Below are 23474 nucleotides of genomic sequence, written 5' to 3'. Positions count from 1 at the left end.
TCTCGATAGTAGACAACTCAGCGAGCAGTGGCAAACAACCGGTAGCTTACCTGGCCGCTGTGTTTTTCGCGATGCAGTTGCCAGCTGCCGGGAACGGTGGGGGCTTCGCCGATGGCGCACTCCATATAAACAACAGCGCCGGGCTTGAGCAAGCCGGATTCTGCCAGTAGCTCACAACAGGGCTCCAGCAGCTGCTTGCCAAAAGGGGGATCGAGAAAGACAACATCGAAAGAGGTGTTCCGGGTGCTGCGCAGCCACTCCAGGGCGTCCATTTGCAGCACCTGCGCATTGGCGTTCAACGCTTGGCAATGTTGCCTGAGCTGACCGGCGGCAGTGGCATTTTTTTCCACCAGAAGCGCGTGGTCCGCCCCCCGCGACAGGGCTTCCAGCCCCAGTGCGCCGGAACCGGCGAACAGGTCCAGACAGCGGGCGCCCGGCAGTTCAGTGTTGAGCCAGTTAAACAGGGTTTCCCGCACCCGGTCACCGCTGGGACGCAGCCCCTCCACGTCCGGGAACGTCAGTTTGCGGCCTCGCCACTGGCCGCCAATAATACGCAGCTGATTGGCGCTTTTGCCCGAGTGTTTTTTGGATAAGGGTTTTCTCGACACGGCTACGGCTTCTGTCAGCAAGAGGTGGTAGGATACACGACTTTATTGATCTCTCTGATAACCCTTTAATGTCTGACAATAACCGCGATAGTTCTGTTGGTGCTAATTCTGTTGGTGCTAGTCCCGATGGTGTTAGTCCCGCTGGCGACAGTGCCAAGAGCGGCCTTTTTGGTCTGTTTCGCCGCAAGGCCGATGAGCCAGCCTCCACCGCTGAAAAGCCAAAAACCACTTTTCGTGAGCGCATGCGCCGTGCCCTGGCCCGTACCGGCGCTGGTTTTGGCGGCCTGTTTCTGGGGCGCAAGACCATTGATGAAGACCTGCTGGACGAACTGGAAACCCTGCTGTTAATGGCGGATGTGGGGGTGGAAACCACCACCGACATCATCGCCAGCCTCACTGACCAGTTGAAGCGCAGCGAGTTGAAAGACGGTGCTGCTCTGCAGGTGGCGTTGCAGTCTCTGTTGCAGGATGTGATTTCCCCCTGCGAGCAGCCCCTGGTCTGCGATAATGGCGATGGTCCATTTATTCTGCTGGTGGTGGGCGTCAACGGCGTGGGTAAAACCACCACCATTGGCAAACTGGCCAAGCGCCTGCAAAGCGAGGGCAAATCGGTGATGCTGGCAGCGGGTGATACCTTCCGCGCCGCCGCCGTGGAGCAACTGCAGGTCTGGGGCGAGCGCAACGGCGTGCCGGTGGTGGCGCAACACACCGGCGCCGACAGTGCCTCGGTGATTTTTGATGCCATCGAATCCGCCCGCGCCAAAGGCACCGATGTGGTGATTGCCGACACTGCCGGGCGCCTGCACAACAAAAGCAACCTGATGGAAGAGCTGAAAAAAGTGCAGCGGGTGATCGCCAAACTGGATGACAGCGCGCCTCACGAAGTGCTATTGGTGCTGGATGCGGGCACCGGCCAGAATGCCCTGTCGCAAATGCAGCAATTCCACGATGCGGTTGCCGTTACCGGCCTGGCGCTGACCAAGTTGGACGGTACCGCCAAAGGTGGCGTTGCCTTTGCCCTGGGGCGGCGCTTCGGGGTGCCAATCCGCTTTATCGGCGTGGGTGAAGGTGCCGACGACCTGCAGCCGTTTGTGGCGGAGGAATTTGTCTCTGCTCTGTTAACCAGTGTGGACAACAGTGGTGATGGAGAAAGCCCATGAGTGCTTCTACAAGCGTAGAGGTGCTCGGATGATCAAGTTTGACTCCGTGGGAAAACGCTATCCCGGCGGCAAAGAGGCGCTCAATGGTGTCAGCTTTGAGCTGGACGCCGGGGAAATGGCATTTCTCACCGGTCATTCCGGGGCGGGCAAAAGCACCCTGCTGAAATTGATTATGGCCATGGAGCTGCCCACTCGCGGACAGTTGTTGATCAACGGCAAAAACCTCGGCCGCCTGCACCGCAGCCAGGTGCCCTACTACCGCCGCAACGTGGGGGTCGTGTTCCAGAATCACCAATTGCTGTTCGACCGCAGTGTGTACGCGAATGTGGCGTTGCCGTTGCAGGTGTCCGGCTTTCCGGCCCGGGACATTGGCAAGCGGGTGCGCGCGGTGCTGGATGGCGTTGGCCTGCTGGATAAAGAGCGTGTCAACCCCATCAGCCTTTCCGGTGGCGAGCAACAGCGGGTGGGCATCGCCCGTGCCCTGGTGCACAAGCCGCGCATACTGCTGGCGGACGAACCCACTGGTAACCTGGACCCGGAACTGTCCGCCGAAATCATGGCGCTGTTGCGGCGCTTTAATGAGGTGGGCGTGACCATGTTGATCGCTACCCACGATATTGCCCTGATCTCTCAACTCGGCCTGCGGCGTTTGAGCCTGCAAAGCGGTCAGTTAGTGGCAGACAGCGCGGTCGAGCCCGATTACCACGGGGGCGGATATGGCGACTAACGGCCAGGCCGCCGGACAGCGACCCCGGGGAGCGCGAGACAGCCGCCCGGGTATTGTTGCACGCCTGCAAGGTTGGCTGAATCATCACCGCAGCAGCGCCATCAGTGCCTGGCGCAAAATGCGCGAAATGCCTCTGCAGGCCACCATGACCACGTTGGTGATTGCCATTGCCCTGGCCTTGCCCGCCGCACTTTATGCGGTGGTCAACAATGTGCAACAGGTGAGCGATGGCATTGAAAGCAGTGCCCAAATGAGCCTGTATCTTGAACACGGCAGCAGCCTCAGCGCCGCCAACAAACTGCAACTACAGCTGAAAACCCGCCCCCTGGTAAGCAGGGCGCAGCTGGTGTCGGCGCAGGACGCCCTGCAGGAATTTCAATCACATTCAGGGCTTGGGGATGCCCTTGCCCAACTGGATGAAAACCCCCTGCCTCACGTGCTGGTGCTGGAATTTGATCAGGCGGCGGTGAGCCCGGAGCAGTTGTCGGCCATGGCCGATGAACTGCAAAAACTGCCCCTGGTGGACAGCGTTCGCCTGGATATGCAATGGGTGCAACGCCTGCACGCTATCCTCGAAATGGGCCGCCGGGTGGCCTTTGCCCTGGGTATCGCCCTGGCCCTTGGAGTGTTGCTGGTGATTGGCAATACCATTCGCCTGGCGGTGGAAAATCGCCGCGACGAAATTGTGGTGGTGAAACTGGTGGGCGGTACCAACGGCTACGTGCGCCGGCCTTTCCTGTACACCGGGTTATGGTATGGCCTGGCGGGAGGCTTGTTGGGCTGGCTGCTGGTTTGTGCCGGGCTGTTGTGGCTGGGGGCTTCGGTCGCCCACCTCAGTGCCCTTTATGACAGTGGTTTCAAGGTCGTCAATCTTGGCATTGTAGAGCTGGCCACCCTGCTGGTGGGCGGCGGCGGTCTGGGGCTGGTCGGCGCATGGCTGGCGGTGGGCCGTCATCTGGGTGACATCGAGCCTCGTTAGGCTGTGGATTTAACGGAGTCTTTAATGATGGTTTAGCGTGCCCGAAGTCAACAGTTTATACTGCACTCCCAATTGGTACAGAAGGAACTGACATGTCTCGCTGGATAATTTTTGTTGCCGTTTTTCTGATCTCATCACATGGCAACTGTACTGAAGACACACCCCTTTCCCGCATTTTGGTGCACACCTTCCAATACACCGCCGAAACCCCCCGCACCATCGATCCGCGCCTGTTGCAATCCGGCTGCCAGCGGCGGGATTGCATTCGCTCTATCGACAATCCGCGTTTTTTGTACGTAAAAGACACATTTCTATAATTAAGAAAGCATCATTTGTAAAGGTGTTTATATGAGCTCAAACAGTGGGGTCAAAAGCAAAAAAAGATGGAAAGAACTTAGAAAGATTGGAAAAAAAGCGTTTTTGATAAAGCATGGAGTTATACGATGGGGAGGGGGGATGTTCATGTTTTCGATAATCGTACATTGTTTTCGATTAACTGATTTTGATCTGAGAACTTTCCAATGTTCAGCTTTAATATTGCTAGTCAGGCTGGTGATTTGTCTGTTGCTTGGATTGGTGTGGGGGTTGCTAGCATGGTCGATATCAGAAAAGGTTTACCCACAGAGCGATCAATAGAAGACCAATGAAGACGAGGACCAATGGGGTCAGGACAATCGTAAATGGGGTCAAATCGTAAATGGGGTCAGGTCTTGTCTTTTGCTCTGCAAGGCTTGGCCTGACCAATCGAGTTTGACCCTTTTGATATGATGTGTGAAGCCTTTAAAGGCAGGTAACGTAAAGTTTGATAAAGGTCATGGTTTTTGTGGGAAAGCCAATATAAAACATGGCCTTGAAGAAACTTCTGACGGCAGTTGCCAACTAATGGGGAAGTGGTAAACTAGCTAGCCCCATTGCCTCCAGGCACAGGGCACAAGAGATACAGCGATATCACCATGACCAACAGTACCAGTACAGCACTGCAATCCACCGATTGGATGTCTCCCGGGGCCAATATTGGCGCCTATATTCAGGGGGTGAACACCATTCCGGTACTTTCTGCCGAGGATGAAAAGTCCCTCGCCGAACAGCTGTACTACCAGGAAAATCTCGACGCCGCCCGCCAACTGGTTATGTCGCACCTGCGCTTTGTGGTGCACATTGCCCGCAGCTACAACGGCTATGGGCTCAACATGGCGGATCTGATTCAGGAAGGCAATGTCGGCCTGATGAAGGCGGTGAAACGCTTTAACCCGGAGAAAGGCGTGCGCTTGGTGTCTTTCGCGGTGCACTGGATCAAGGCGGAAATTCACGAATACGTGCTGCGCAATTGGCGCATTGTCAAAGTGGCCACCACCAAGGCCCAGCGCAAACTGTTTTTTAACCTGCGCGGCCAGAAAAAGCGCTTGGCCTGGCTCAGCCACGACGAGGCCAAAGCGGTAGCCCAGGATTTGGGTGTGGAAGTGGACCAGGTGTACGAGATGGAGAAGCGCCTCTCCGCCCACGACACCGGTTTTGATGCCCCGGACAGCGATGACGACGACAACGCTTACCAGGCCCCGGTTTACTACCTGGAAGACAAACGCTCCGACCCGGCCATGCAGCTGGAACAGGAAGACAGCCAGGCAGACAGTTACAGCCGTATGGCCAGTGCCATGAGTGAGTTGGATGCACGCAGCCAGGACATTCTGCAACAGCGTTGGCTCAGCGAGGAAAAGGCCACCCTGCATGAACTGGCGGACAAATACGGTGTATCTGCCGAGCGCATTCGCCAGCTGGAAAAGAACGCCATGAAAAAAGTACGGGCCTCTATGGAAGCCTGAGCACCTTGCTAATTCACTCTGCAAAGCCGCAATTATTGCGGCTTTGTTCGTTTTGAGGGCAGCAATCATGCAGCGCAAATTTTTGGCAATAGCGGCGATCAGCGGTTTTGGCGCTGTGGCGCTGGGGGCTTTTGGGGCTCACGGCTTAAAGAGTACATTCAATCCCTACCAACTGGATATTTGGCAAACTGCCGTCCAATACCAGATGTTTCACACTCTGGCGTTGTTGGCGCTGGCCGCTGTGGGGCATGCTCTGTGTCGCCGTATGGTAACGGTGGCGGGCTGGGCGTTTACCGCAGGCATTGTGATATTTTGCGGCTCGCTGTATCTGCTGGCATTCACCGGTATCAAATGGCTCGGCGCCATTACCCCCATCGGTGGTTTGGCGTTTCTTGCCGCATGGATACTTTTGCTGGTAGCCACTTTCAGGAAGAACCGACCCTAAAAAATTTATATTGTCATCCTTCGCTGCGCTCAGAATGACAATAACACCGAGAGTTTATTGGTTTGGAAATAAAACCCGAGTTTAAAAAGAAATCCATAAGAAGTTTTGTGGTGCGCGGTGGCCGTATGACCGAAGGCCAGCGCAACGCCTTCGAGCAATGGTGGCCAAAATTTGGTTTGAGCCTGCACGATGGGGCGTTAAACCCCCAGGCTGTCTTTGGCCGCAGTGCGCCACTGGTACTGGAAATCGGCTTTGGAATGGGCGACTCCCTGCTGCAAATGGCAGTAGCGGAACCGGACAAGGACTTTATCGGCATCGACGTGCACCCGCCGGGTGTGGGTCGTTTGATCAACAACGGCGGCAAGCAAGGCCTGACCAACCTGCGCTGTTATCTGGCAGACGCCAATGACGTGCTGGAAGACTGCATTGCCGACAGCAGCCTGGCGCGGGTGCAATTGTACTTTCCCGACCCCTGGCACAAAAAAAAGCACCACAAGCGGCGCATACTGCAGCCCGCTTTTGCCCAACAGATTGCCCGTAAACTGGCCCCCGGTGGTGTTTTCCATATGGCCACCGACTGGCAAAACTACGCAGAGCACATGCTGGAGGTGATGGAAGCCGCCGAGGAGTTCAGCAATGTCGCCGCTGCCGGCCAGTATTCACCGCGCCCGGACTATCGCCCCAATACCAAGTTTGAAAAACGTGGTGAGCGCCTGGGTCACGGGGTTTGGGATCTGCTCTACCGCCGTGTCTGAGGTTCGCAACCAGTTGTGGCAGTATTCACTGGCGCTGTACCCCGCTATAGAACCCTGGTGCCTGCAGATGCAGGATGATCACAACGCCAACGTCAATCTGTTGCTGTTGTGTTGTTTTGCTGGCAGCCGTGGCCAAAACCTGACGTTGTCACAGCTGAACGATGCTCAGGATTGTATCGCCAGTTGGGATCAGCAGGTTGTCAAACCCCTGCGGCAACTGCGCCGACAACTGCCTTTGCTGCCGCAGCAACCCAAGGCCAAACAACTGCTCCTGGATGCAGAACTGAATGCGGAACGCCACATTCAGAACCAGTTGTGGCACTGGTGGCAGCAGCGGTTTGAAGGCGGCTTTCAGCTTCGTGACGAAGCCATTGTCGCCAACCTCAATCGGTATCTCGGCCAGCTGGGTGCCAGCCAGACACCGGCAACAGTGATCCACTGCGCAGTGCGCGCTGCCAGATGAGAGTTTTTCTGGCTATTGGTATAGAATGCAGCGCTTTGTGATTTGTACGAAATTGGAGGGAATAATCTTGATAAAACGAACTGGCTCAATAGCCGCAGGCGCGCTGCTGATAGCGTTGGCGGGCTGTAATCAGGAGCAGCAATCCACTGCCGAACAGACGGAGTTGGAACTGACCACCCAGCAACAGAAAGTCAGTTATCTGGTAGGCCTGGATACTGCGTCAAGCTGGAACGCCCGTGGCGTTCATCTGGATGCCAAAGCGGTGGCGCTGGGTATTCTGGATGTGGCAGCCAAGAAGGAACGGCTCACCCAGGAAGAAATCAAGGCGGTACTGCAAACCTTCGAAAACGACCAGTTGGCCCGGCAGCAGGAAGCGATGCAACAACAGCAGCAGCTGCAGGCTCAAGCAGAAGCGCAGTTTAACCAGCAGGCCGAGGAAAATCTGGCTGCCGGTGAGAAATTTCTGACAGAAAATGCGGACAAAGACGGTGTTACGACCACGGACAGCGGTTTGCAATACAAAGTGCTGGCCTCTGGCAATGGTGCCACTCCCGGTGCCACCGATACCGTAGAAGTGCATTATCGCGGCACGTTGCTGGACGGCACCGAATTCGACAGCTCCATAAAGCGCGGTGTGCCCGCCAGTTTTCAGGTCAATCAAGTGATCCCCGGCTGGACAGAAGCCCTGCAATTGATGAAAGAGGGCGACAAATGGCAGCTGTCCATCCCCGCTGACCTGGCTTACGGCCCCGGTGGTACCGGCAGTATTCCACCCAATGCAGTGTTGCAGTTCGATGTGGAGCTGTTGAAGATTACCCCGGCAGAAAATACAGAACAGGAGTAAACAGTCCATGAACAAAACCCTACCTATGGCCAGCGCATTGCTGGCAGTTGCAGTACTTGCTGGCTGTGGCCAGGAGAAAAAAACGGAGCCTCTCACCTTGGAAAGCAAAGACAATAAAGCCAGTTATCTGATGGGCTACGAAATGACCCGGCAACTGCAGCGCGAAGGGGTAACGCCCAACGCGGATGCCGTTGCCCAGGGTGCCCGCGATGCCCTTGCAGACACTCCCGCACAGGTGAGTGATGAAGCAGCTGCGGCACTGGTGGAAAGTACCGCCGGCAACTATGTGATTGTGCGCCGGGAAACCCTGGCCAGGGAAGTAGCCCAGGCCAATTTGGAAGCAGGACAGGCATTCCTGGCAGAGAATGGCCAGAAAGACGGTGTTGTCACCACGGCCAGTGGCTTGCAGTACAAGGTGATCAGCGATGGTGAAGGCGCCAGCCCCAGTGCCACCGATACGGTGGAGGTGCACTATCACGGCACCTTGATCGACGGCACGGTATTCGACAGCTCGGTTCAGCGCGACGAAAAGATATCTTTCCCATTAAACCGGGTAATCCCCGGGTGGACAGAAGGCTTGCAGCTGATGAAAGAGGGCAGCAAGTACCAATTTTATATTCCCTCGCAGCTGGCTTACGGGCCCCAGAGTCGCCCCCCGCATATTGGCGCCAACTCCACGCTGATTTTTGAAGTGGAGCTGTTCCGGGTGAACCCTGAAGGCTGATGTGGCAGCCAATAAAAAAGCCCCGCCAGTGTTTTACTGCCGGGGCTTTTTTGATGGCTGGGAAAGGGTGGCGCGGAAATCTCAGCCCTGTACCTGTGTTTGATGGGCGTTATGCAGCACCTCGATCATGCGGTCTTCAATTTCAAAGCGCGCCGCCAGGGATTCCCCCAGTTGCGACAAATCCACGGACAGGGCTTCCAGATCATCGGTGGCCAGGTATTTGTCGTTGAAATCCAGCGCCGACTGAGTGGCCTGGTGAACATCGGTAAGTAGCTGGCTGGCTTCGTTGAGTGCCTCTTTGTCGCCAAAGGCGCGGCCCTCCTCCATCAATTGCTGATACACCTCAAAGTGGCCGGCGGAAATGTAGTCCACCAGGTTTTCACACAGGGTTTGCAACTGGCTGCCGTGCTCCGGGTTGCCGCTGTCAAATTGCGGCACATTGCTCAGCTCGCAGTAGCCCACCAGCAGCTCCTGGCGGTTCTGTAACCAGCGGTCGATGATCTCGCTGACGCCGCCCCAGCGATCTTGCAGTGACTTGCAGTTTTCTAACATGTTGTTGGGTTCTTATGTGTTTTTGTTCAGGGGGTGATTTTATCGGTCTTGCGGCCGAACTGCCACAGGGCGAGAGCGGCCAGGCTGATAAAACAGATCAGTGTCCAGCCGGGGATGCTCAGCCCCAGGAATGTCCACTGTACCTCGGCGCAGTTGCCATCGCCGCGCAGCAGTTTGCTGAGGGCGGTAGTGAAGGATTCCACCTGAAACAGGTAGTCCACCGAGGCGCCGCAGTCGGGGATATAGGGGTGATCTTTGGGCAGGCTTTGCAGCCACAGTTGTTTGCCGGAAAAGAAGCTGCCGGTCAGCGCCATGGCTGCGGTCAACAGGGAGTAGATACGCACTCCCAGCTGCCCGGGGTTGTGCACTACCGCCAGCAGCGCTGCGGCGCCGGTGGCCATCACAAAAATGCGTTGCAGAATGCACATGTAACAGGGTTCCAGCTCCATCACCTCCTGCATGAAAAAGGCCGTGCCCATGAGACCGCAGCAGGTGAGGAAAATAATCAGAAAGCAGGTTCTGACAGAAGGTAAACGGCTATTTAACATCGCTCATCCATGGAATTGGGGGTGAATGTAGACGTGGGGGCGAGTATGGCAGAAAGCGCTTTTGGCCTGCAATCGGTCAACGTAAAGATTGGTGAACAGGCGCTACATGGCAAGCGCCTGTTGCCAGCGCAGACATTTACAGGTCGAATTCACAACCCCGGTAGTAATTGGCCAAAAACTCGTCGAAGGGTATTTCGTCCGCCGCTTCGATTTCCCGCTGTTTGGCCAGCGAGTCTCGGGCCTGTTGCTGGAATTGTTCTTCCAGAGCGGCATCAAGGGGCGAATCCATAAAGTACTCCCGGTGCTGACGGGCGTGTTGCAGGGCGCACTGGAAGAAGGTATGGCCGGTGCGGTGCATCTCCTCCGTCAGCTGTGCCGATGGAGTGGCATCGGGGTTGTCCGCCAGTTGTGCATACTGTGCCAGCGCCGCGCTGTAGTCATCGCCGCCATTGGCGGTGTCCAGCAGCGTGGCTACCGGTGCCATGGCGGACAGCATTTCATCTCGCCAGACCTTTGCAGATACTTCAGTTTCGCGTCGCAACAGGCTCAGCTCCGGGTCGCGCCCGCGATACACCATGCGGCGCTGGTTTTCCAGAATGCCTTGGTATTCGGCGGTGTAGGTTGTGGGGCTGTCGCTCAGCAGGCACATAACCAGGAAGGTGTCGATAAAGCGCATTTGCTCGGCACTGATGCCCACCGGTAACAGCGGGTTCATGTCCAGGCAACGCACTTCAATGTACTCGATTCCCCGCTCCCACAGGGCTCGCACTGGCGGTTCGCCGGAATAGGTGGTGCGCTTGGGGCGAATCAGGCTGTAAAACTCGTTTTCAATTTGCAGCATGTGGGTGTTGAGCTGCCGGTAGCTGCCGTCCGGGTCTTTCAGACCGATACTCTCATAGCCTGGATAGGGCCTGGCGAGTGCCCCCCGCAGAGTATGTATGTACTGGTCGAGGGTGTTGTAGCACACCACCAGTGAATCCTGGGCAGAGCTTTGGTAACCCAGGTCGCCCATGCGCAGAGAGGTACCAAGCGGGGCGTGCAAGCTGTGGTTGTCGGGCCCCACCGGTTGCAGTTTGTGGGGGCGGTTTCTGACAAAGCTGCGGCACACCGCTGGCGAGGCGCCGAACAGGTACATCAACAGCCAGAAGTTGCGGCGGAAATTGCGAATCAGCCCCAGATAACCCTCGGTTTTGTAGTCCTGCAATGAACCGCTGTGGTCGTCCGCCGCCTGCAATGTCTGCCAGAGTTCATCGGGCAGGGAAAAATTGTAGTGAATGCCGGCAATGGTCTGCATCAGGCGGCCGTAGCGATGCCCCAAACCAATGCGGTAGGTTCGCTTCATGGTGCCCACATTGGATGGGCCGTAGCGGGCTTCGGGAATGTCCTCGTCAGCTCCCAGCACGCAGGGCATGCTGTTGACCCACAACAGCTCGTCACCTATCTGGCGATAGGTATAGCGATGCAGTTGTTCCAGGGTATCGAGCGTGGTCTGGTGGCTGTGAACCGGTTCGGTAATAAACTCCAGCAACGCCTCGGAAAAGTCGGTGGTGATGGCGGGGTGGGTGAGGGTGGAACCCAAGGTAGCCGGATGTGGCGTTAGTGCCAGTTGGCCCTGTGGAGTTACCCGCAGACTTTCCTTTTCTACGCCGTGGCGAATACCACTCAACAGTTGCTGATGGTTGGCTTGGCTCAGCAGGGACAGGCGCTGCTTCAGCTGCTCACAATCGTTGGACAAAACAAACTCCGGGGTGCTAGCTGGCCAATTCTACGACAGCTTCATGGGTGGCGTGTTCCGGCGCTGTTGGCTGTTGTTCGGTAGCGCTTAACAGCGGTCGGCCTCTGGAATCCAGTTCGCAGGCAACGACTGCAGCGCGCAGGGAATAGTCTTTGGCGTTGGCCTCGACCAACTGGTTGAGCGCCACATCGTGATGAGGGCTGCGGAACAGGGCAGTGGCGTCGCTGCCGGCTATCCACTCGCCTTCTTTATTCAGGTATTGGCCATGCTGATTCTGCAAAATAAACACGGTCATATTGATCGAACTCTCCTGGCTGAATACTCTTAAACGCGCTTGACTGGGCGTGCATTAAGGGGAAGGATGGGCTCCCACGCTGTGCACTGACAGTGTAACCCGACACTTTCACCAATTGGAACTGCAACGCTATGACAAAACGAGTCCTTATCCCTATTGCTGATGGCAGTGAAGACATCGAAGTGGTCACCATTGTCGACGTACTGCGTCGCGCTGGTGCCGAGGTTACCCTGGCCAGTGTCGCCCCCGGGGGGCGCGTGGCGGTGACCACTGCTCATGGAATACAGATAACCGCAGACAGCCATATCGACGATTGTGGCGACAACTGGGATTTAATCGCTGTACCCGGCGGCATTCCCGGTGCAGAGCACATGCGCGACACGCCGCGGCTGATCGACCTGCTCAAGCAGCAGGCCGTTGCGGGCAAACTGTATGCCGCCATCTGCGCGTCACCGGCGTTGGTGCTCGCCACCAGCGGTTTACTGGCCGACAAAAAAGCCACCGGCCACCCGGCTTACCAGCAGATGGATGCGGCTGTGGTGGACAACCAGTCGCGGGTATTGGTGGATGGCAACTGCATCACCAGCCAGGGGCCGGGCACCACCCTGGAGTTTGCCCTGGCACTGGTGGAACAGTTGTACGGCAGCCACAAGCGCAGTGAAGTGGGCGAGCCTATGGTGGCTGAGGCGATTTACCTCTAGGCTGAACTTGTGGCACCAGCCTATGCTGTCTGTACTCTGGTGGATTACGTCGCTGCGCGCCTAGTCCACCCTACGCATCGTTCTGAACCATTTTGCACTGCAATCAAACCGCAATATCAGCGCCATATAGCCGTCACTAACCAGACATAGAGTGCTCTCCATAACGAGAGGATTCTATTATGCGAGTAACGGTTTTTGGCGGTGGCTATGTAGGTTTGGTGACCGGAGCCTGTCTGTCCCAGGTGGGTCACGATGTGGTCTGTGCCGATATTGATGCCGACAAGGTGGCGCAGCTCAACAACGGTGTCAGCCCGATCTTTGAACCCGGGCTGGATGCTTACCTGCAAGGTGGTTTGCGCCAAAACCTGTTGCGCTTTACCACAGACATGGCCGCTGCGGTGACTCACGGCGAGGTGCAATTTATTGCGGTGGGTACCCCGGCCAATGAAGACGGCTCGGCGGATGTGCAGAGCGTGCTGCAAGTGGCCAGTACCATCGGCCATTATCTGGATCACCCGGCTGTGGTGGTCACCAAGTCCACGGTGCCCGTTGGTACCGCCGACCGGGTGCGTGCCGCGCTACAGGCTTGTTTTGACGAACGTGGCGTCAACCCCGGCGCAGAAGTGGCCTGCAACCCGGAGTTCCTTAAAGAAGGTTCGGCGATTCACGATTTTATGAAGCCGGATCGCATTGTGGTGGGCACCGACTCCCCCCGTGTGGAGCAGTTGATGCGCGAGCTGTACGCCCCCTTCAATCGCAACCACGAGCGCCTGATGGCAATGGATGTACGCTCCGCCGAGCTGACCAAATACGCCGCCAACGCCATGCTCGCCACCAAAATCAGCTTTATCAACGAGATCGCCAATATCGCCGAAAACCTGGGGGCAGACATTGAAAGCGTGCGTCAGGGCATTGGTGCCGACCCGCGCATCGGCTATCACTTTATCTACCCCGGTTGTGGTTACGGCGGTTCTTGCTTTCCCAAAGATGTACGCGCCCTGGAAGCCTCGGCGGTCAACAACGGCTATGTCAGCCACTTGCTGAAAGCGGTGGATCAGGTCAACGAGCGCCAGAAGCGCCGCCTGTTTGAGAAGATATACCATTACTTTAATGGTGAACTGGAAGGCAAGACCTTTGCTATCTGGGGGCTGGCTTTCAAACCCAATACCGATGACGTGCGCGAGGCACCCAGCCGAGAATTGATGGCGCAACTGTGGCGCAGCGGTGCCAGGGTGAGAGCCTATGACCCTCACGCAATGGATGCCATTCAGGGTATGTACGGCGTGCGCGACGACCTGGTGCTCACCGGTACCAAAGAAGCGGCCGCCAGCGGTGCCGATGCCCTGATTGTGTGCACTGAATGGAAGGCATTCTGGGCACCGGATTTTGTCGCATTGCACCAACAGTTGAGAAAACCGGTGATCTTCGATGGTCGCAACCTCTACGAACCAAAACGGATTCAGGAGCAGGGTTTCGACTACTTCGGAATCGGCCGCAGCGCCCGCGCCAAGCAGGTTGCCTCAATCGCCAAGGTCGCCTGACACGTAGCCCGGGTGAAACCCGGGAAGGTACTGCATCACCCCAACCCGAACCTCAAACCGCCCGCAACGGCAGGGATGCAATCACCGCGTGCTCGTCGTTGGCGGCGGGTTCGGCCTTCACCGTTTGCTGATAGTCCGCCCAGTGCAGCAATTCCAGGCTGCCATCGCGGTTTTCCACCAGGGCGGTGCAGCTTTCCAGCCAGTCGCCATCGTTGCAGTACAGAGTGTCGCCGTAGTGACGAATTTCCGGTTGGTGAATGTGGCCGCAGACAATGCCATCAAAGCCTCGCCTTCTGGCCTCGTCCGCAGCGGCGCGCTCGAAGGTTTCAATGGCGCGGCGGGCGTTAGCCACTTTGTTTTTGATGTAGTAGGCCAGCGACCAGTAAGGCAGTTTGAGCCAGCGGCGCACCCGGTTGTTGATGCCATTGATGGTCAATAGCAGGCTGTATGAGCAATATCCGATCAGCCGTTGCAGCGGGCTGAAGATAATGGCGGAGTCAAATTCGTCGCCGTGCAGCAACAGCAGTTTGCGGTTGTCGGCGGTGGTGTGAACGTACTCCCTGTGCAGCTCCACCCCCATCAGCTGGCTGCCTACGTAGTTGCGCATGGGCTCGTCGTGGTTGCCGGGCACGTAAATAACCTCGGTGCCCGATGCGGCCAGCTGCGTTAGCCGGTCAAGCACTTTCTGATGGCTGGCGGGCCAGCGAATGCCACCTTTCATTACCCACAGGTCGATAATGTCGCCGATCAAATAGAGTGTGTTGCACTGCACCTGATCGAGCAGGTTGAGCAGAAAATCGGCCTTGCAGCTTTTGTCGCCGAGGTGGATGTCGGACAGGAATAGAGTGTTAAACGCCAGAGGTCGTTGCAGGTTGTTCATGGTTGGCCCCTTGATTTTTCTGCCAAGGTAGAGGGGCCGGGTTACAATCACTTGACGCTTATATTAAGGGCGTATGACGAATTCAGCTCAGTTCTGGCAGATACAACCACTCCCCCAGTACATTCACCGCAAAGGCGCGAGACTCCACGCAACTGGATTTGCGCCACAGCTCGTTGGCCAGCTCGGAAATGGAGGTCAGGTCGCCGGCGGCGATCCACTGGGCTACTGCGGTGGCCACATCCGGGTAGTCAATTTTGTGCATGGCACCTTGTTCGAGCCACTGACCGGCAGTGGCCGGGTCCAGTTTGTCCATGGTCTGAGCCAGTTCCAGCAGCTCCAGCGTGAGGGCATTGGACAACTGTTCCGGCTGCCCTGCCAGGGGTTTGATCAATAGTTTTTTGCCAATCTGCAAGGCTTCGCTGGCGAGGCCAAAACCGGCATTGCCAATCACCCCGCAGGCCTGTGCCATGGTGCGGTGAAAGCCACTGCGCGACGGCGGGTAAAAGTGCAGGTGGCCCTCGTCTGTTCGCTCTGCCTGGGGGTGGTAGATGGCAAAGCGATAGTCTTTGAACGGCTGCAAAAACTGGCGGATGGAATCCAGACATTCAAACGGCAAATATACCAGGTAGAGGTTTTTCTCCACGGGCAGTGGTTTTATGGAAACCGGCGCAATGGGTGGCAGTATGGGTTGGTCAAAATGATGCCAGTGCAGGCCCAGGCGCACTTTGGCAGGGGCAAACCAGCGTGTGACCAGCCGCGCGATAGGCGACCCCCGGTGCTGGGGGATGGGGTGCATAAAGGCGTATTGATGACCCAGCCCAACTACCGGTACGCCGGCCATAAAGCCGGCCCAGGCGGTTATCGGTTCAAAATCGCTGATAATCAGGTCGTAGGTGGACACATCCAGCTGCACCAGTTCGCGGAAAAAGTTCAGTGGCTTGATGGCTTTGGCGGTGGGCCACAGGGCGATTTTGCCGCGCTCGGTGCAAAAACTCAGACCCTGGCGGCAGCGATAATCGCCAAAGGGCTCCATATCGAACAGTTTGTCGGGGCTGCGGCCGGAAAACAGATAATCCACGTTCAGGCCCTGCTCCTGCAAAGCAGGCGCCATCGCCCGTGCCCGGGTAATGTGGCCATTACCGGTAGCCTGTACGCCGTAGAGAATATTCATGCCGCCACCTTTACAGTGGCGCGCGAAGGGGCTACAGCCAGGGCACCGCCATCAGTGCGATTGAACTGCCCATGGTGGCGCCCGCCAGAATATCGGTGGGGAAGTGCACGCCCAGGAACACCCGCGAGGCACCCACCAGGCAGGCCCAGGGGTACAGCAGCCACACCAGTGGTGCGAACAGGTGGCAGAGTATGCCCGCCATCAGAAAGGCCGCCGAGGTGTGGCCGGAGGGCAGGCTGAATTTGTCGGAAGGTGTGATAAAACTTGTGAACTCCGGCAGGGCCTGGGCCGGACGATCTCTTTTGAGGCCATTTTTCAAGGCGAAGTAAATGCAGCGCTCCACCCCGTAGGCGGCGAGAATGACCCAAAAGGCGCGCTCGCCCCGTGGCCCCGCAAGCAGCAGTAGAGCAATGGCGATCAGCGGATAAAAGTAACCGTCTGCGGTAAACGACACGCCGCGACTGAGCCGTGACCACAGCGCCAGGTGTTTGCGCCGCATGCACCACATAAAGGCCTGTACATCGAACTGATGAATGGCCTGAAAAACTTTCATACTGCTCCAAATGCTGGTTTGCTGCGCTGCCCGGCTCATCTCTGCCACACCCCATCACTTTGCCCTGTAATACGTTGTTTTAGCTGCATTTGCGCAGAGCGTAGAGGGGGTATATGACAGTTTGGCAACAGAAAAAAGACAATATTGTGGCCGCGGGCAGCAAGGCGGCACCTTGTCGGTGGCTATTGTCTAACAGAGCTGGGGCGGATGCTACCCCACAGGTCTCTGCAAGCCCATGTAAATCTAGGTAAAAGCCTCTGGTACATGGTAACTATGGTCACCATAATGACTCTTATTCCGCGCAAACTGTCCGTGCATTCAGCCAAGGAACGTCTCAATCGTGCCCAAGCAACGCAAAATTTTACCTCTGGCCATTCTTGCGGCATGTGTCGCGGTGGCCTTTGTTCTTCTGGAATACGCCCCCAGCACCAAACAGCGCCCCGAGGTAAATGCCCGCCCCATGGCATTGCCGGTGATGGTCGCCCAGCCCTCTGTTCGTCAGGCCATGGTAATCAGCCACGGTACCGTGCGCCCCAAATGGCAAATTGATTTGGTGGCGGAAGCCTCTGGCCGTGTCATACAGGTGGCGGACGATTTTGTCAGCGGTGGCTTTTTCTCCGCTGGCGACGAATTGCTGTCAGTGGAGCCATTGGACTATCAAGTGGCGCTGGCCCGCGCGGAAGCACAGCTGGCTCAGGCCAGACAAACCCTTGCCCAGGAGCGCGGCCAGGCGCAGCTGGCCCAGCGGGAATGGCGCGAGCTGGGCACTGACGAAGCCAACGAACTGTTTTTGCGCAAGCCACAAATTGCCGCCGCTGAAGCCAGCGTAAAAGTGGCACTGGCGGAATTGCAAAAAGCTGAACTGGACTTGCAGCGCACCACTTTAAAAGCGCCATTCAGTGGCCGCCTGCAAGAGGCGACGGTGCAATTGGGCCAGCGTATCGGCAATGGTGCGGTGGTGGGCAGTGCTTTTGCCACGGATGTGATGGAGGTGCCCCTGCCGCTCACCGGCAGCCAGCTGGCGCTGGTGGATGTGCCGTTAAACGCCGCCGGCAAAGCCGAGGTGCCAGTGACGTTTACGGTGGAAGTGGCCGGAGTGAGGTACCAGTGGCAGGGCCATATTGTGCGCACTGAAGCCAGTTTTGACACCCAGAGCCGGGTCGTGAATGCCATTGCCGAAGTGCGGGGGGCTTACCAACCCCGGGCGGATGGTGCCCCTCCGTTCTCCCCGGGGCTGTTTGTCCGTGCCGAAATTCTGGGTCGGGATTTTGAAGGCGCCATCGAACTGCCCAGAGCTGCGTTGTATGAGCGCAGTAATCTGCTGACCCTGGACAGCAATAACCGCTTGCAAGTGCAGCCCATCGAAGTGCTGCAAACGGCGGACAAAACCGTTTTGGTGCGCGGTGTGGAAATGGGCACGGCGGTATTGCTGGAGCGCCCTTCCCTGTTGATTCGCGGTATGGCCATCGAGCCGCTGATACAAGACGGCGCCAACGCCACAGCGGAGCTGAATAACAACGGCCTGAACACCGCAGGCCACTTATGATTGCCTGGTTTGTCAAAAACCCCATCGCGGCCAACCTGCTCATGCTGCTGATTCTGATTGGCGGCATTGTCAATATTCCCAACCTCAACCGGGAAATGTTCCCGGAAAGACCACCGGATGTGGTCAACGTGACCATCCCCTACCCCGGTGCCGCCCCGGAGGAGGTGCAAGAACAGATCACTTTGCGCCTGGAAGAAGCAGTCAGCGATATCGACGGCATCAAAGAGATGGTCAGTGTGTCTTCTCGCGGCTCTGCGCAGCTGAGTGTTACCGCTCTGCCGGACTACGACATTCAACAAATTCTCAACGAAACCAAGGCGCGGGTGGATGCCATTAACGGCATTCCCAACGATGCAGAGCGGGCCAATGTGCGTGAGCAAGTGAACCGCAGAAGCATTATGGAAATTGCCGTGGCTGCAGAGATGGATGAACTGTCTCTGAAGCAGCTTGGCGAGCAGGTGCGCGACAGCCTCAGCACGGTGCCCGGTGCCGACTATGTGGGAGTGGATGGCACCCGCAGCGGGGAAATCTCTGTAGAGGTATCCGAACAAAACCTGAAACGTTATAACCTTTCATTTGAGCAGGTGGCCAGTGCCATTCGCCGCGCCTCGGTGAGCCAGTCTGCCGGTCGCATACGCACCGAAGAGGGCTCCATACAGCTGCGTACCACCGGACAGGCCTACAGCATCGACGACTTTGAAGACATTGTGGTGCTGCAAAACGCCGACGGCACCCGGGTGCGCCTGGGTGAAGTGGCCCGGGTGACCGACGGCCACGAAGACGTGCAATTGCTGACCCGCTTTAACGGCAAGCCCGCGGTGTTTGTAGAGGTATACAGCAGCCACGACCCGGATATTATTGAAACCGCCCGTATCGTTAAGGAGCGGCTGCAACAGCTGCGCAACGAACTGCCGCCGGAAGTGGACATTACCGTGTGGCGCAACCGGGCGGATTACCTGAAAAACCGCATGGATTTGCTGGGCGGAAATGCGCTGGGTGGTCTGGCACTGGTGTTTTTGCTGTTGGTGCTGTTTTTGCGCCCGGCGCTGGCGTTCTGGGTAGCGATGGGTATAGGCATTTCCTACCTGGGCACCCTGGCGGTGATGCCCCTGCTGGGTATCTCCATCAATATTCTGTCGCTGTTTGCGTTCTTGCTGGTGTTGGGCATTGTGGTGGACGACGCCATTATGGTGGGCGAGTCCATACACAGCCACAACGAGCGCGGTATTCGCAACGAGCCCGGCGCCATCGCAGGTGCCAGCAGTGTGTTAAAGCCGGTATCGGTGGCGGTGATTACCACGCTGATGGTGTTCGGTGCCATGTTGCTGCTGCCCAAACAAAGCTTGCGCCTGTTTACCGTGGTGCCGCTGATTGCACTGCCTGCCCTGGCTATCTCGTTGATGGAGTCGTTTTTGATTCTGCCCTGCCACCTGCGCCACTTGAAACCGGAAACCACTCCGAAAAACCCGTTTTTGCTGTGGCTGCACAACACCCGTTTGAAAACCGCCAATGGCATGAGCTGGTTCGCCCGCGAAAAGTTCGGCCCCTTTGTGCACAGTGCGGTGACTCAACGGGGTACCACAGCGGCGGTATTTTTTGGGGTGCTGGTGTTGGTGGGTTCGCTGTATGTGGGCGGTTGGATAAAAGCCTCCTTCTGGCCGAAAATCAGCGGTCAGACTGTGCGCGGTAATATCGAGCTGGTGGATGGTCTGGCCTGGGACCAAGTGCTGTCTACTGCCCGCCAGATTGAAGGTGCGGTGGAGCAAATGCGTTCGGAAGAAGAATTTATGGCCAATAATGGTCAGCCCATCGTCAAGAATATGCGCCTGCGGGTGCGGGACAATTCCGTCAATTACCGCCTGGAAATGCTGGGTCCGGAGCACCACAACCTGTCGTCCCGAACAGTGGAATTGCGATTGAAGCAGTTAATTGGCCCGCTGCAAAATGTAGAGCAGTTTGAGTCCCGCTCCACCATGGGGCGCTGGCAATCCAAAGACATGAGTTTTGTCATTTCAGGCAGCGAAAGTCGTGACTTGGACAAAGCCGCCAGCATGGTGGCGCAAAAGATGGCGCGCCTGGAAGGTGTCGGTACAGTGGAAGATTCCCTGCGCCGGGGCGCAGCGGAAATGCAATTTACCCTCAAGCCCGGCGCGGAATCCCTGGGGGTTGGCCTGTCGGATGTGGCGCGTCAGCTGCGCCAGGCGTTTTTTGGGGAGGAGGCCCAGCGCATCGCCCGCCTGCGGGAAGACGTGAAAGTGATGGTGCATTACCCCAAGGAAGACCGTCAGAATTTGCAAAGCCTGAAAGAGTTTCGGCTGCGCACCGGCGATGGCCGGGAGCTGCCATTGCAGTCGGTGGCGGATGTTTCCTATGGTGTGGTGCCCCCTTCCATTGAACGCAACAACCGCAAACACACCATTAAAGTCAGCGCCGATCTGGTGGACGACTCGGTAACCACCGACGAAATCACCACTCAGGTGCAAAACTATTTTTACGAAACGGTAAAACCCCTTTACCCTTCTACCAGTTTCGATCTGGACGGTGCGGAAAAAGACCGCAAGGAGTTTGAAGGGGTATTTGGCAAGGTGATGTGGCTGGTGGTACTGGCCATCTTTGGCTTGATTGCCATATTGTTTCACTCTTACTGGCAACCGCTGCTGGTGTTGTCGGCAGTGCCCTTTGGTTTGGCTGGGGGCATTATCGGCCACATGGCTATGGGTATGCAGCTCAGCATGATGAGCCTGATGGGTATGTTGGCAGCGGTGGGAGTGGTGGTAAACGACAATCTGGTGTTGATCGACCGCATCAATCAGTTGCGCAAGGAGGGCTTGGACGCTTTCGAATCTGTTGTGCAAGCCGCCAAAGATCGCTTCCGCCCCATCGTACTCACCTCCATCACCACCTTCTTCGGCTTGATGCCGATTCTGATGGAAAAGAGTACGCAAGCGAAATGGCTGATTCCCACGGTTGTGTCCCTGTCCTGGGGCGTGGTGGCCGCCACCTTTGTGACGCTGTTGCTAGTGCCCTGCCTGTATATGCTGGGGGAGGATGTAAAGCGGGTGTTTACTCGTGGCCGCCAAAAAGTTGCGGCCTGATCGATAGCCCTTGGGTCGTGTTTTTTGTGGAGTGGTGGCGATCACGGGTCGAGGTTTGTATGAACCTTAACACCTGTCACCTGTAGCCCGCAAAGCGGGCGTTCTCTAGGGCGTGCCCGTGCTGTCGGCTATGTCTCTACCCACTCTTGATGGGGTAAAAATTTCTCTGTCAGCTCCGCCTCTGCACTCCCTGGTTCCGGTTGCCAGTCGTATTCCCAGCGCACTAATGGCGGCAGTGACATGAGTATGGACTCGGTGCGGCCACCGGTTTGCAGGCCGAACAGGGTGCCGCGGTCGTACACCAGGTTGAATTCCACATAGCGACCGCGGCGGTAGAGTTGGAAGTTGCGTTCCCGTTCGCCGTATTCTGTGTCTTTGCGGCGTTCAATAATGGGGCAGTAGGCTTTGGTGTAGCTGTCTCCCACTGCGCGCATCAGTGCAAAGCTGTGTTCAAAATCCGGCTCGTTTAAGTCGTCAAAAAACAGGCCGCCGATGCCGCGGGCTTCGCTGCGGTGTTTTAAATAAAAATAGTCGTCGCACCATTTTTTGAATTTTGGGTAAATGTCTTCGCCAAAAGGCGCACAGGCATTTTTGGCGGTTTGGTGCCAGTGGCGGCAGTCGTTTTCGTTACCGTAGTAAGGGGTCAGGTCGTAGCCGCCGCCAAACCACCACACCGGTTGCTCGTCCTCTTTTTCGGCGATAAAAAAGCGCACGTTGGCGTGGGAGGTGGGCACGTAGGGGTTGTGGGGGTGGATCACCAGGGATACGCCCATGGCTTCAAAGGAGCGCCCCGCCAGTTCCGGTCGGGCGGCGGTGGCGGAGGTGGGCAATTGGTTGCCGTGTACATGGGAGAAGTTAACCCCGCCTTTTTCGATAACCGCGCCGTCAGTGAGTACCCGGGAGCGGCCACCACCGCCTTCGGCGCGGTCCCAGCTGTCTTCAACAAAGTGGCCACTGCCGTCGGCGTTTTCCAGTTCGGCGCAGATGCGGTTTTGTAAATCCAGCAGGTAGGCTTTTACAGCGTGTTTGTCGACCATGGGGGTTCCTTTGTGTGCCATCCTGAGCTTTGTAGGGTGGATTAGCGTAGCGTAATCCACCAGTTGATTGGTGGATTACGCTACGCTAATCCACCCTACGGCCATTGGGTCGACCGCAGCTTAAGCAGGGCGAATAATAGCACCTGTGGCCAGGTCGCGGATTTCCGTGGGTTTGGCTTGCTGCCCTAGTGGGCCATCGACAATGGCGGACAGGCCTTCGGCAAAATAGTCGGCTACCTGGTCGGCGGTGAGTGCCGGTGGTTTGCCGTGGGGGTTGGCGGAGGTGGATGTCAGCGGGCCGCCAAAGGCATCGCACAGGGCGGTTGCTCCGGGGTGGTCGGTGACGCGCACTGCCAGTGTCTCGCGGCCGCCTGTGACCCAATCCGGTGCCTGGCCATTGTTGGGTATCAGCCAGGTGACTGGCCCGGGCCAGCTGGCTGCCAGGGTGTTGCGCTGTTGGTCGGACAAACCAATCAGGAAAAATTCCAGCTGCTCGATGCGGCTGGCAATCAGGATCATGCCCATACTTTTGTCGCGCTGCTTTAGCGCCAGAATGGTTTCGCAGGCAGACTGGTTGTCCGGGTCGCAGCCAAGGCCGTAGACCGCTTCGGTGGGGTAGGCGATAACGCCGCCACTGCGCAGGGCAGCGGCGGCGATTTCCAGAGAGGACATAAGGTGGCTACGAGGCCGCCAGTTTCTCTTGCAGGGCGGCGTCCTTGGCCACTACTGCCTGGGCGCATTCTTCGCGCTCGGCGATCAGCTTTTGGTGCATGTCGGCGTCGCCAACACCAATGATCTGAGCAGCCAGGTAAGCGGCGTTTTTGGCGCCGGCCTTGCCGATGGCAACGGTGGCTACCGGAATGCCGCCGGGCATTTGCACGGTGGACAGCAGAGCGTCCAGACCGTCCAGAGAGCCGTTGATGGGCACGCCAATAACCGGCTTCAGGGTATTGGCGGAAACCGCCCCCGCCAGGTGAGCGGCCATGCCAGCGGCGCAGATAAAGGCGGCGCAGCCTCGGGCGTCGGCGTCTTTTACGTAGTTGTGGGTTTGCACCGGGGTACGGTGGGCGGAAGATACTTTCATCTCAAAAGGAATGTCGAACTTTTTGAGGATGTCGATACTGGCTTCCATGATGGGTAGATCGGAATCAGAGCCCATAAGGATGGCTACAAAAGGCTTGCTCATTGTTATCACCACAACAGGTAGGTTTGCAGGTAGGGTTGGAAAGAGCGCGAAGGCTACCGGAAGCGGCGCATTTTGGCAAATTTTTCGACCGTAAAAACCCTACATTTAC

Annotated in this window: 25 protein-coding genes; 14 read left to right on the top strand and 11 right to left on the bottom strand. The window is 57.2% G+C overall.

Features of this window, described 5'->3' with window-relative positions:
• Positions 1-17: 17 nt before the first annotated feature.
• Complete coding sequence (rsmD, locus tag ACVBEJ_RS06765) at positions 18-608, bottom strand: 16S rRNA (guanine(966)-N(2))-methyltransferase RsmD (RefSeq protein ID WP_447128855.1); 591 nt, start codon at positions 606-608, stop codon at positions 18-20.
• Positions 609-676: 68 nt separating this feature from the next.
• Here rsmD and ftsY point away from each other — a divergent pair, with 68 nt between their 5' ends.
• From ftsY to ACVBEJ_RS06715, 10 genes are all read left to right on the top strand, one after another.
• Positions 677-1768 (top strand): signal recognition particle-docking protein FtsY, encoded by a 1092-nt coding sequence (ftsY, locus tag ACVBEJ_RS06760; RefSeq protein ID WP_447128854.1) that lies wholly within the window; start codon positions 677-679, stop codon positions 1766-1768.
• A 28-nt stretch (positions 1769-1796) separates the two neighbouring features.
• Positions 1797-2495, top strand: coding sequence for a cell division ATP-binding protein FtsE (gene ftsE, locus ACVBEJ_RS06755; protein WP_447128853.1), 699 nt, complete (start codon positions 1797-1799; stop codon positions 2493-2495).
• Positions 2485-3474: a permease-like cell division protein FtsX gene (ftsX, locus tag ACVBEJ_RS06750; RefSeq protein WP_447128852.1), complete on the top strand. Its 990-nt coding sequence runs from the start codon at positions 2485-2487 to the stop codon at positions 3472-3474. Before ftsE ends, ftsX begins: the two co-directional genes overlap by 11 nt.
• 92 nt (positions 3475-3566) lie before the next feature.
• Positions 3567-3791, top strand: coding sequence for a hypothetical protein (locus tag ACVBEJ_RS06745; protein ID WP_447128851.1), 225 nt, complete (start codon positions 3567-3569; stop codon positions 3789-3791).
• Positions 3792-4427: 636 nt separating this feature from the next.
• Positions 4428-5294 (top strand): RNA polymerase sigma factor RpoH, encoded by an 867-nt coding sequence (rpoH, locus tag ACVBEJ_RS06740; protein ID WP_447128850.1) that lies wholly within the window; start codon positions 4428-4430, stop codon positions 5292-5294.
• 67 nt (positions 5295-5361) lie between these two features.
• Positions 5362-5739, top strand: a complete 378-nt coding sequence (locus ACVBEJ_RS06735) for a DUF423 domain-containing protein (RefSeq protein ID WP_447128849.1) — start codon at positions 5362-5364, stop codon at positions 5737-5739.
• A 68-nt stretch (positions 5740-5807) separates the two neighbouring features.
• Positions 5808-6494, top strand: a complete 687-nt coding sequence (trmB, locus tag ACVBEJ_RS06730) for a tRNA (guanosine(46)-N7)-methyltransferase TrmB (protein ID WP_447129034.1) — start codon at positions 5808-5810, stop codon at positions 6492-6494.
• Positions 6487-6957 carry a TIGR02444 family protein gene (locus ACVBEJ_RS06725; RefSeq protein WP_447128848.1) on the top strand — a complete coding sequence of 157 codons (471 nt, stop codon included), beginning with the start codon at positions 6487-6489 and terminating at the stop codon, positions 6955-6957. Before trmB ends, ACVBEJ_RS06725 begins: the two co-directional genes overlap by 8 nt.
• A gap of 67 nt (positions 6958-7024) precedes the next feature.
• The gene (locus tag ACVBEJ_RS06720) at positions 7025-7801 is read left to right on the top strand and encodes an FKBP-type peptidyl-prolyl cis-trans isomerase (RefSeq protein WP_447128847.1); all 777 of its coding nucleotides are present in this window, start codon (positions 7025-7027) and stop codon (positions 7799-7801) included.
• Between the two features lie 7 nt (positions 7802-7808).
• Positions 7809-8525, top strand: a complete 717-nt coding sequence (locus ACVBEJ_RS06715) for an FKBP-type peptidyl-prolyl cis-trans isomerase (protein ID WP_447128846.1) — start codon at positions 7809-7811, stop codon at positions 8523-8525.
• Between the two features lie 81 nt (positions 8526-8606).
• On the opposite strand, the gene rsd is transcribed toward ACVBEJ_RS06715, so the two are convergent.
• From rsd to ACVBEJ_RS06695, 4 genes are all read right to left on the bottom strand, one after another.
• Positions 8607-9077, bottom strand: coding sequence for a sigma D regulator (rsd, locus tag ACVBEJ_RS06710; protein WP_447128845.1), 471 nt, complete (start codon positions 9075-9077; stop codon positions 8607-8609).
• A gap of 26 nt (positions 9078-9103) precedes the next feature.
• On the bottom strand, positions 9104-9625 hold the full coding sequence (locus ACVBEJ_RS06705; protein WP_447128844.1) for a disulfide bond formation protein B: 522 nt from the start codon (positions 9623-9625) through the stop codon (positions 9104-9106).
• 136 nt (positions 9626-9761) lie between these two features.
• Positions 9762-11360 carry a glutamate--cysteine ligase gene (gene gshA / locus ACVBEJ_RS06700; RefSeq protein ID WP_447128843.1) on the bottom strand — a complete coding sequence of 533 codons (1599 nt, stop codon included), beginning with the start codon at positions 11358-11360 and terminating at the stop codon, positions 9762-9764.
• 16 nt (positions 11361-11376) lie between these two features.
• Positions 11377-11655 (bottom strand): hypothetical protein, encoded by a 279-nt coding sequence (locus ACVBEJ_RS06695; RefSeq protein WP_447128842.1) that lies wholly within the window; start codon positions 11653-11655, stop codon positions 11377-11379.
• A gap of 131 nt (positions 11656-11786) precedes the next feature.
• Between ACVBEJ_RS06695 and ACVBEJ_RS06690 the strand changes: the two genes are divergently transcribed.
• Positions 11787-12356: a DJ-1 family glyoxalase III gene (locus ACVBEJ_RS06690; RefSeq protein WP_447128841.1), complete on the top strand. Its 570-nt coding sequence runs from the start codon at positions 11787-11789 to the stop codon at positions 12354-12356.
• A 179-nt stretch (positions 12357-12535) separates the two neighbouring features.
• Complete coding sequence (locus ACVBEJ_RS06685; RefSeq protein WP_447128840.1) at positions 12536-13897, top strand: UDP-glucose dehydrogenase family protein; 1362 nt, start codon at positions 12536-12538, stop codon at positions 13895-13897.
• Positions 13898-13949: 52 nt separating this feature from the next.
• On the opposite strand, the gene ACVBEJ_RS06680 is transcribed toward ACVBEJ_RS06685, so the two are convergent.
• The 3 genes from ACVBEJ_RS06680 to ACVBEJ_RS06670 form a co-directional block, all read right to left on the bottom strand.
• Positions 13950-14777: a UDP-2,3-diacylglucosamine diphosphatase gene (locus ACVBEJ_RS06680; protein WP_447128839.1), complete on the bottom strand. Its 828-nt coding sequence runs from the start codon at positions 14775-14777 to the stop codon at positions 13950-13952.
• Between the two features lie 82 nt (positions 14778-14859).
• A complete protein-coding gene (locus ACVBEJ_RS06675; RefSeq protein ID WP_447128838.1) occupies positions 14860-15948 on the bottom strand; it encodes an MJ1255/VC2487 family glycosyltransferase in 1089 nt (362 codons plus the stop codon).
• 31 nt (positions 15949-15979) lie between these two features.
• Positions 15980-16501 carry a phosphatase PAP2 family protein gene (locus ACVBEJ_RS06670; protein ID WP_447128837.1) on the bottom strand — a complete coding sequence of 174 codons (522 nt, stop codon included), beginning with the start codon at positions 16499-16501 and terminating at the stop codon, positions 15980-15982.
• A 340-nt stretch (positions 16502-16841) separates the two neighbouring features.
• Here ACVBEJ_RS06670 and ACVBEJ_RS06665 point away from each other — a divergent pair, with 340 nt between their 5' ends.
• Both ACVBEJ_RS06665 and ACVBEJ_RS06660 read left to right on the top strand, forming a co-directional pair.
• A complete protein-coding gene (locus ACVBEJ_RS06665; protein WP_447128836.1) occupies positions 16842-18047 on the top strand; it encodes an efflux RND transporter periplasmic adaptor subunit in 1206 nt (401 codons plus the stop codon).
• Positions 18044-21142 carry an efflux RND transporter permease subunit gene (locus ACVBEJ_RS06660; protein ID WP_447128835.1) on the top strand — a complete coding sequence of 1033 codons (3099 nt, stop codon included), beginning with the start codon at positions 18044-18046 and terminating at the stop codon, positions 21140-21142. Before ACVBEJ_RS06665 ends, ACVBEJ_RS06660 begins: the two co-directional genes overlap by 4 nt.
• Before the next feature lie 128 nt (positions 21143-21270).
• On the opposite strand, the gene hemF is transcribed toward ACVBEJ_RS06660, so the two are convergent.
• From hemF to purE, 3 genes are all read right to left on the bottom strand, one after another.
• Positions 21271-22179: an oxygen-dependent coproporphyrinogen oxidase gene (gene hemF / locus ACVBEJ_RS06655; RefSeq protein WP_447128834.1), complete on the bottom strand. Its 909-nt coding sequence runs from the start codon at positions 22177-22179 to the stop codon at positions 21271-21273.
• 120 nt (positions 22180-22299) lie between these two features.
• Complete coding sequence (locus ACVBEJ_RS06650; protein WP_447128833.1) at positions 22300-22851, bottom strand: L-threonylcarbamoyladenylate synthase; 552 nt, start codon at positions 22849-22851, stop codon at positions 22300-22302.
• 7 nt (positions 22852-22858) lie between these two features.
• Entirely contained in the window at positions 22859-23365 is a 507-nt protein-coding gene (purE, locus tag ACVBEJ_RS06645; protein ID WP_447128832.1) for a 5-(carboxyamino)imidazole ribonucleotide mutase, read from the bottom strand.
• Between the last annotated feature and the right edge of the window lie 109 nt (positions 23366-23474).

The organism is Porticoccus sp. GXU_MW_L64 (assembly GCF_052983295.1).
The sequence above is the reverse complement of the archived record's forward strand: the minus strand, read 5'-3'. Positions and strand labels throughout refer to the sequence as shown.

What these genes read in the sequence shown, in the direction of transcription:
- ACVBEJ_RS06660 (WP_447128835.1), top strand. Translation starts at nt 18,044, where the DNA reads ATGATTGCCTGGTTTGTCAAAAACCCCATCGCGGCCAACCTGCTCATG.
- ACVBEJ_RS06705 (WP_447128844.1), bottom strand. Translation starts at nt 9,625, where the DNA reads ATGTTAAATAGCCGTTTACCTTCTGTCAGAACCTGCTTTCTGATTATT.
- hemF (WP_447128834.1), bottom strand. Translation starts at nt 22,179, where the DNA reads ATGGTCGACAAACACGCTGTAAAAGCCTACCTGCTGGATTTACAAAAC.
- ACVBEJ_RS06735 (WP_447128849.1), top strand. Translation starts at nt 5,362, where the DNA reads ATGCAGCGCAAATTTTTGGCAATAGCGGCGATCAGCGGTTTTGGCGCT.
- purE (WP_447128832.1), bottom strand. Translation starts at nt 23,365, where the DNA reads ATGAGCAAGCCTTTTGTAGCCATCCTTATGGGCTCTGATTCCGATCTA.
- ACVBEJ_RS06715 (WP_447128846.1), top strand. Translation starts at nt 7,809, where the DNA reads ATGAACAAAACCCTACCTATGGCCAGCGCATTGCTGGCAGTTGCAGTA.
- ACVBEJ_RS06695 (WP_447128842.1), bottom strand. Translation starts at nt 11,655, where the DNA reads ATGACCGTGTTTATTTTGCAGAATCAGCATGGCCAATACCTGAATAAA.
- ACVBEJ_RS06670 (WP_447128837.1), bottom strand. Translation starts at nt 16,501, where the DNA reads ATGAAAGTTTTTCAGGCCATTCATCAGTTCGATGTACAGGCCTTTATG.
- ACVBEJ_RS06745 (WP_447128851.1), top strand. Translation starts at nt 3,567, where the DNA reads ATGTCTCGCTGGATAATTTTTGTTGCCGTTTTTCTGATCTCATCACAT.
- ftsX (WP_447128852.1), top strand. Translation starts at nt 2,485, where the DNA reads ATGGCGACTAACGGCCAGGCCGCCGGACAGCGACCCCGGGGAGCGCGA.
- ACVBEJ_RS06650 (WP_447128833.1), bottom strand. Translation starts at nt 22,851, where the DNA reads ATGTCCTCTCTGGAAATCGCCGCCGCTGCCCTGCGCAGTGGCGGCGTT.
- ACVBEJ_RS06680 (WP_447128839.1), bottom strand. Translation starts at nt 14,777, where the DNA reads ATGAACAACCTGCAACGACCTCTGGCGTTTAACACTCTATTCCTGTCC.
- ftsE (WP_447128853.1), top strand. Translation starts at nt 1,797, where the DNA reads ATGATCAAGTTTGACTCCGTGGGAAAACGCTATCCCGGCGGCAAAGAG.
- ftsY (WP_447128854.1), top strand. Translation starts at nt 677, where the DNA reads ATGTCTGACAATAACCGCGATAGTTCTGTTGGTGCTAATTCTGTTGGT.
- rsd (WP_447128845.1), bottom strand. Translation starts at nt 9,077, where the DNA reads ATGTTAGAAAACTGCAAGTCACTGCAAGATCGCTGGGGCGGCGTCAGC.
- ACVBEJ_RS06675 (WP_447128838.1), bottom strand. Translation starts at nt 15,948, where the DNA reads ATGAATATTCTCTACGGCGTACAGGCTACCGGTAATGGCCACATTACC.
- rpoH (WP_447128850.1), top strand. Translation starts at nt 4,428, where the DNA reads ATGACCAACAGTACCAGTACAGCACTGCAATCCACCGATTGGATGTCT.
- ACVBEJ_RS06685 (WP_447128840.1), top strand. Translation starts at nt 12,536, where the DNA reads ATGCGAGTAACGGTTTTTGGCGGTGGCTATGTAGGTTTGGTGACCGGA.
- ACVBEJ_RS06690 (WP_447128841.1), top strand. Translation starts at nt 11,787, where the DNA reads ATGACAAAACGAGTCCTTATCCCTATTGCTGATGGCAGTGAAGACATC.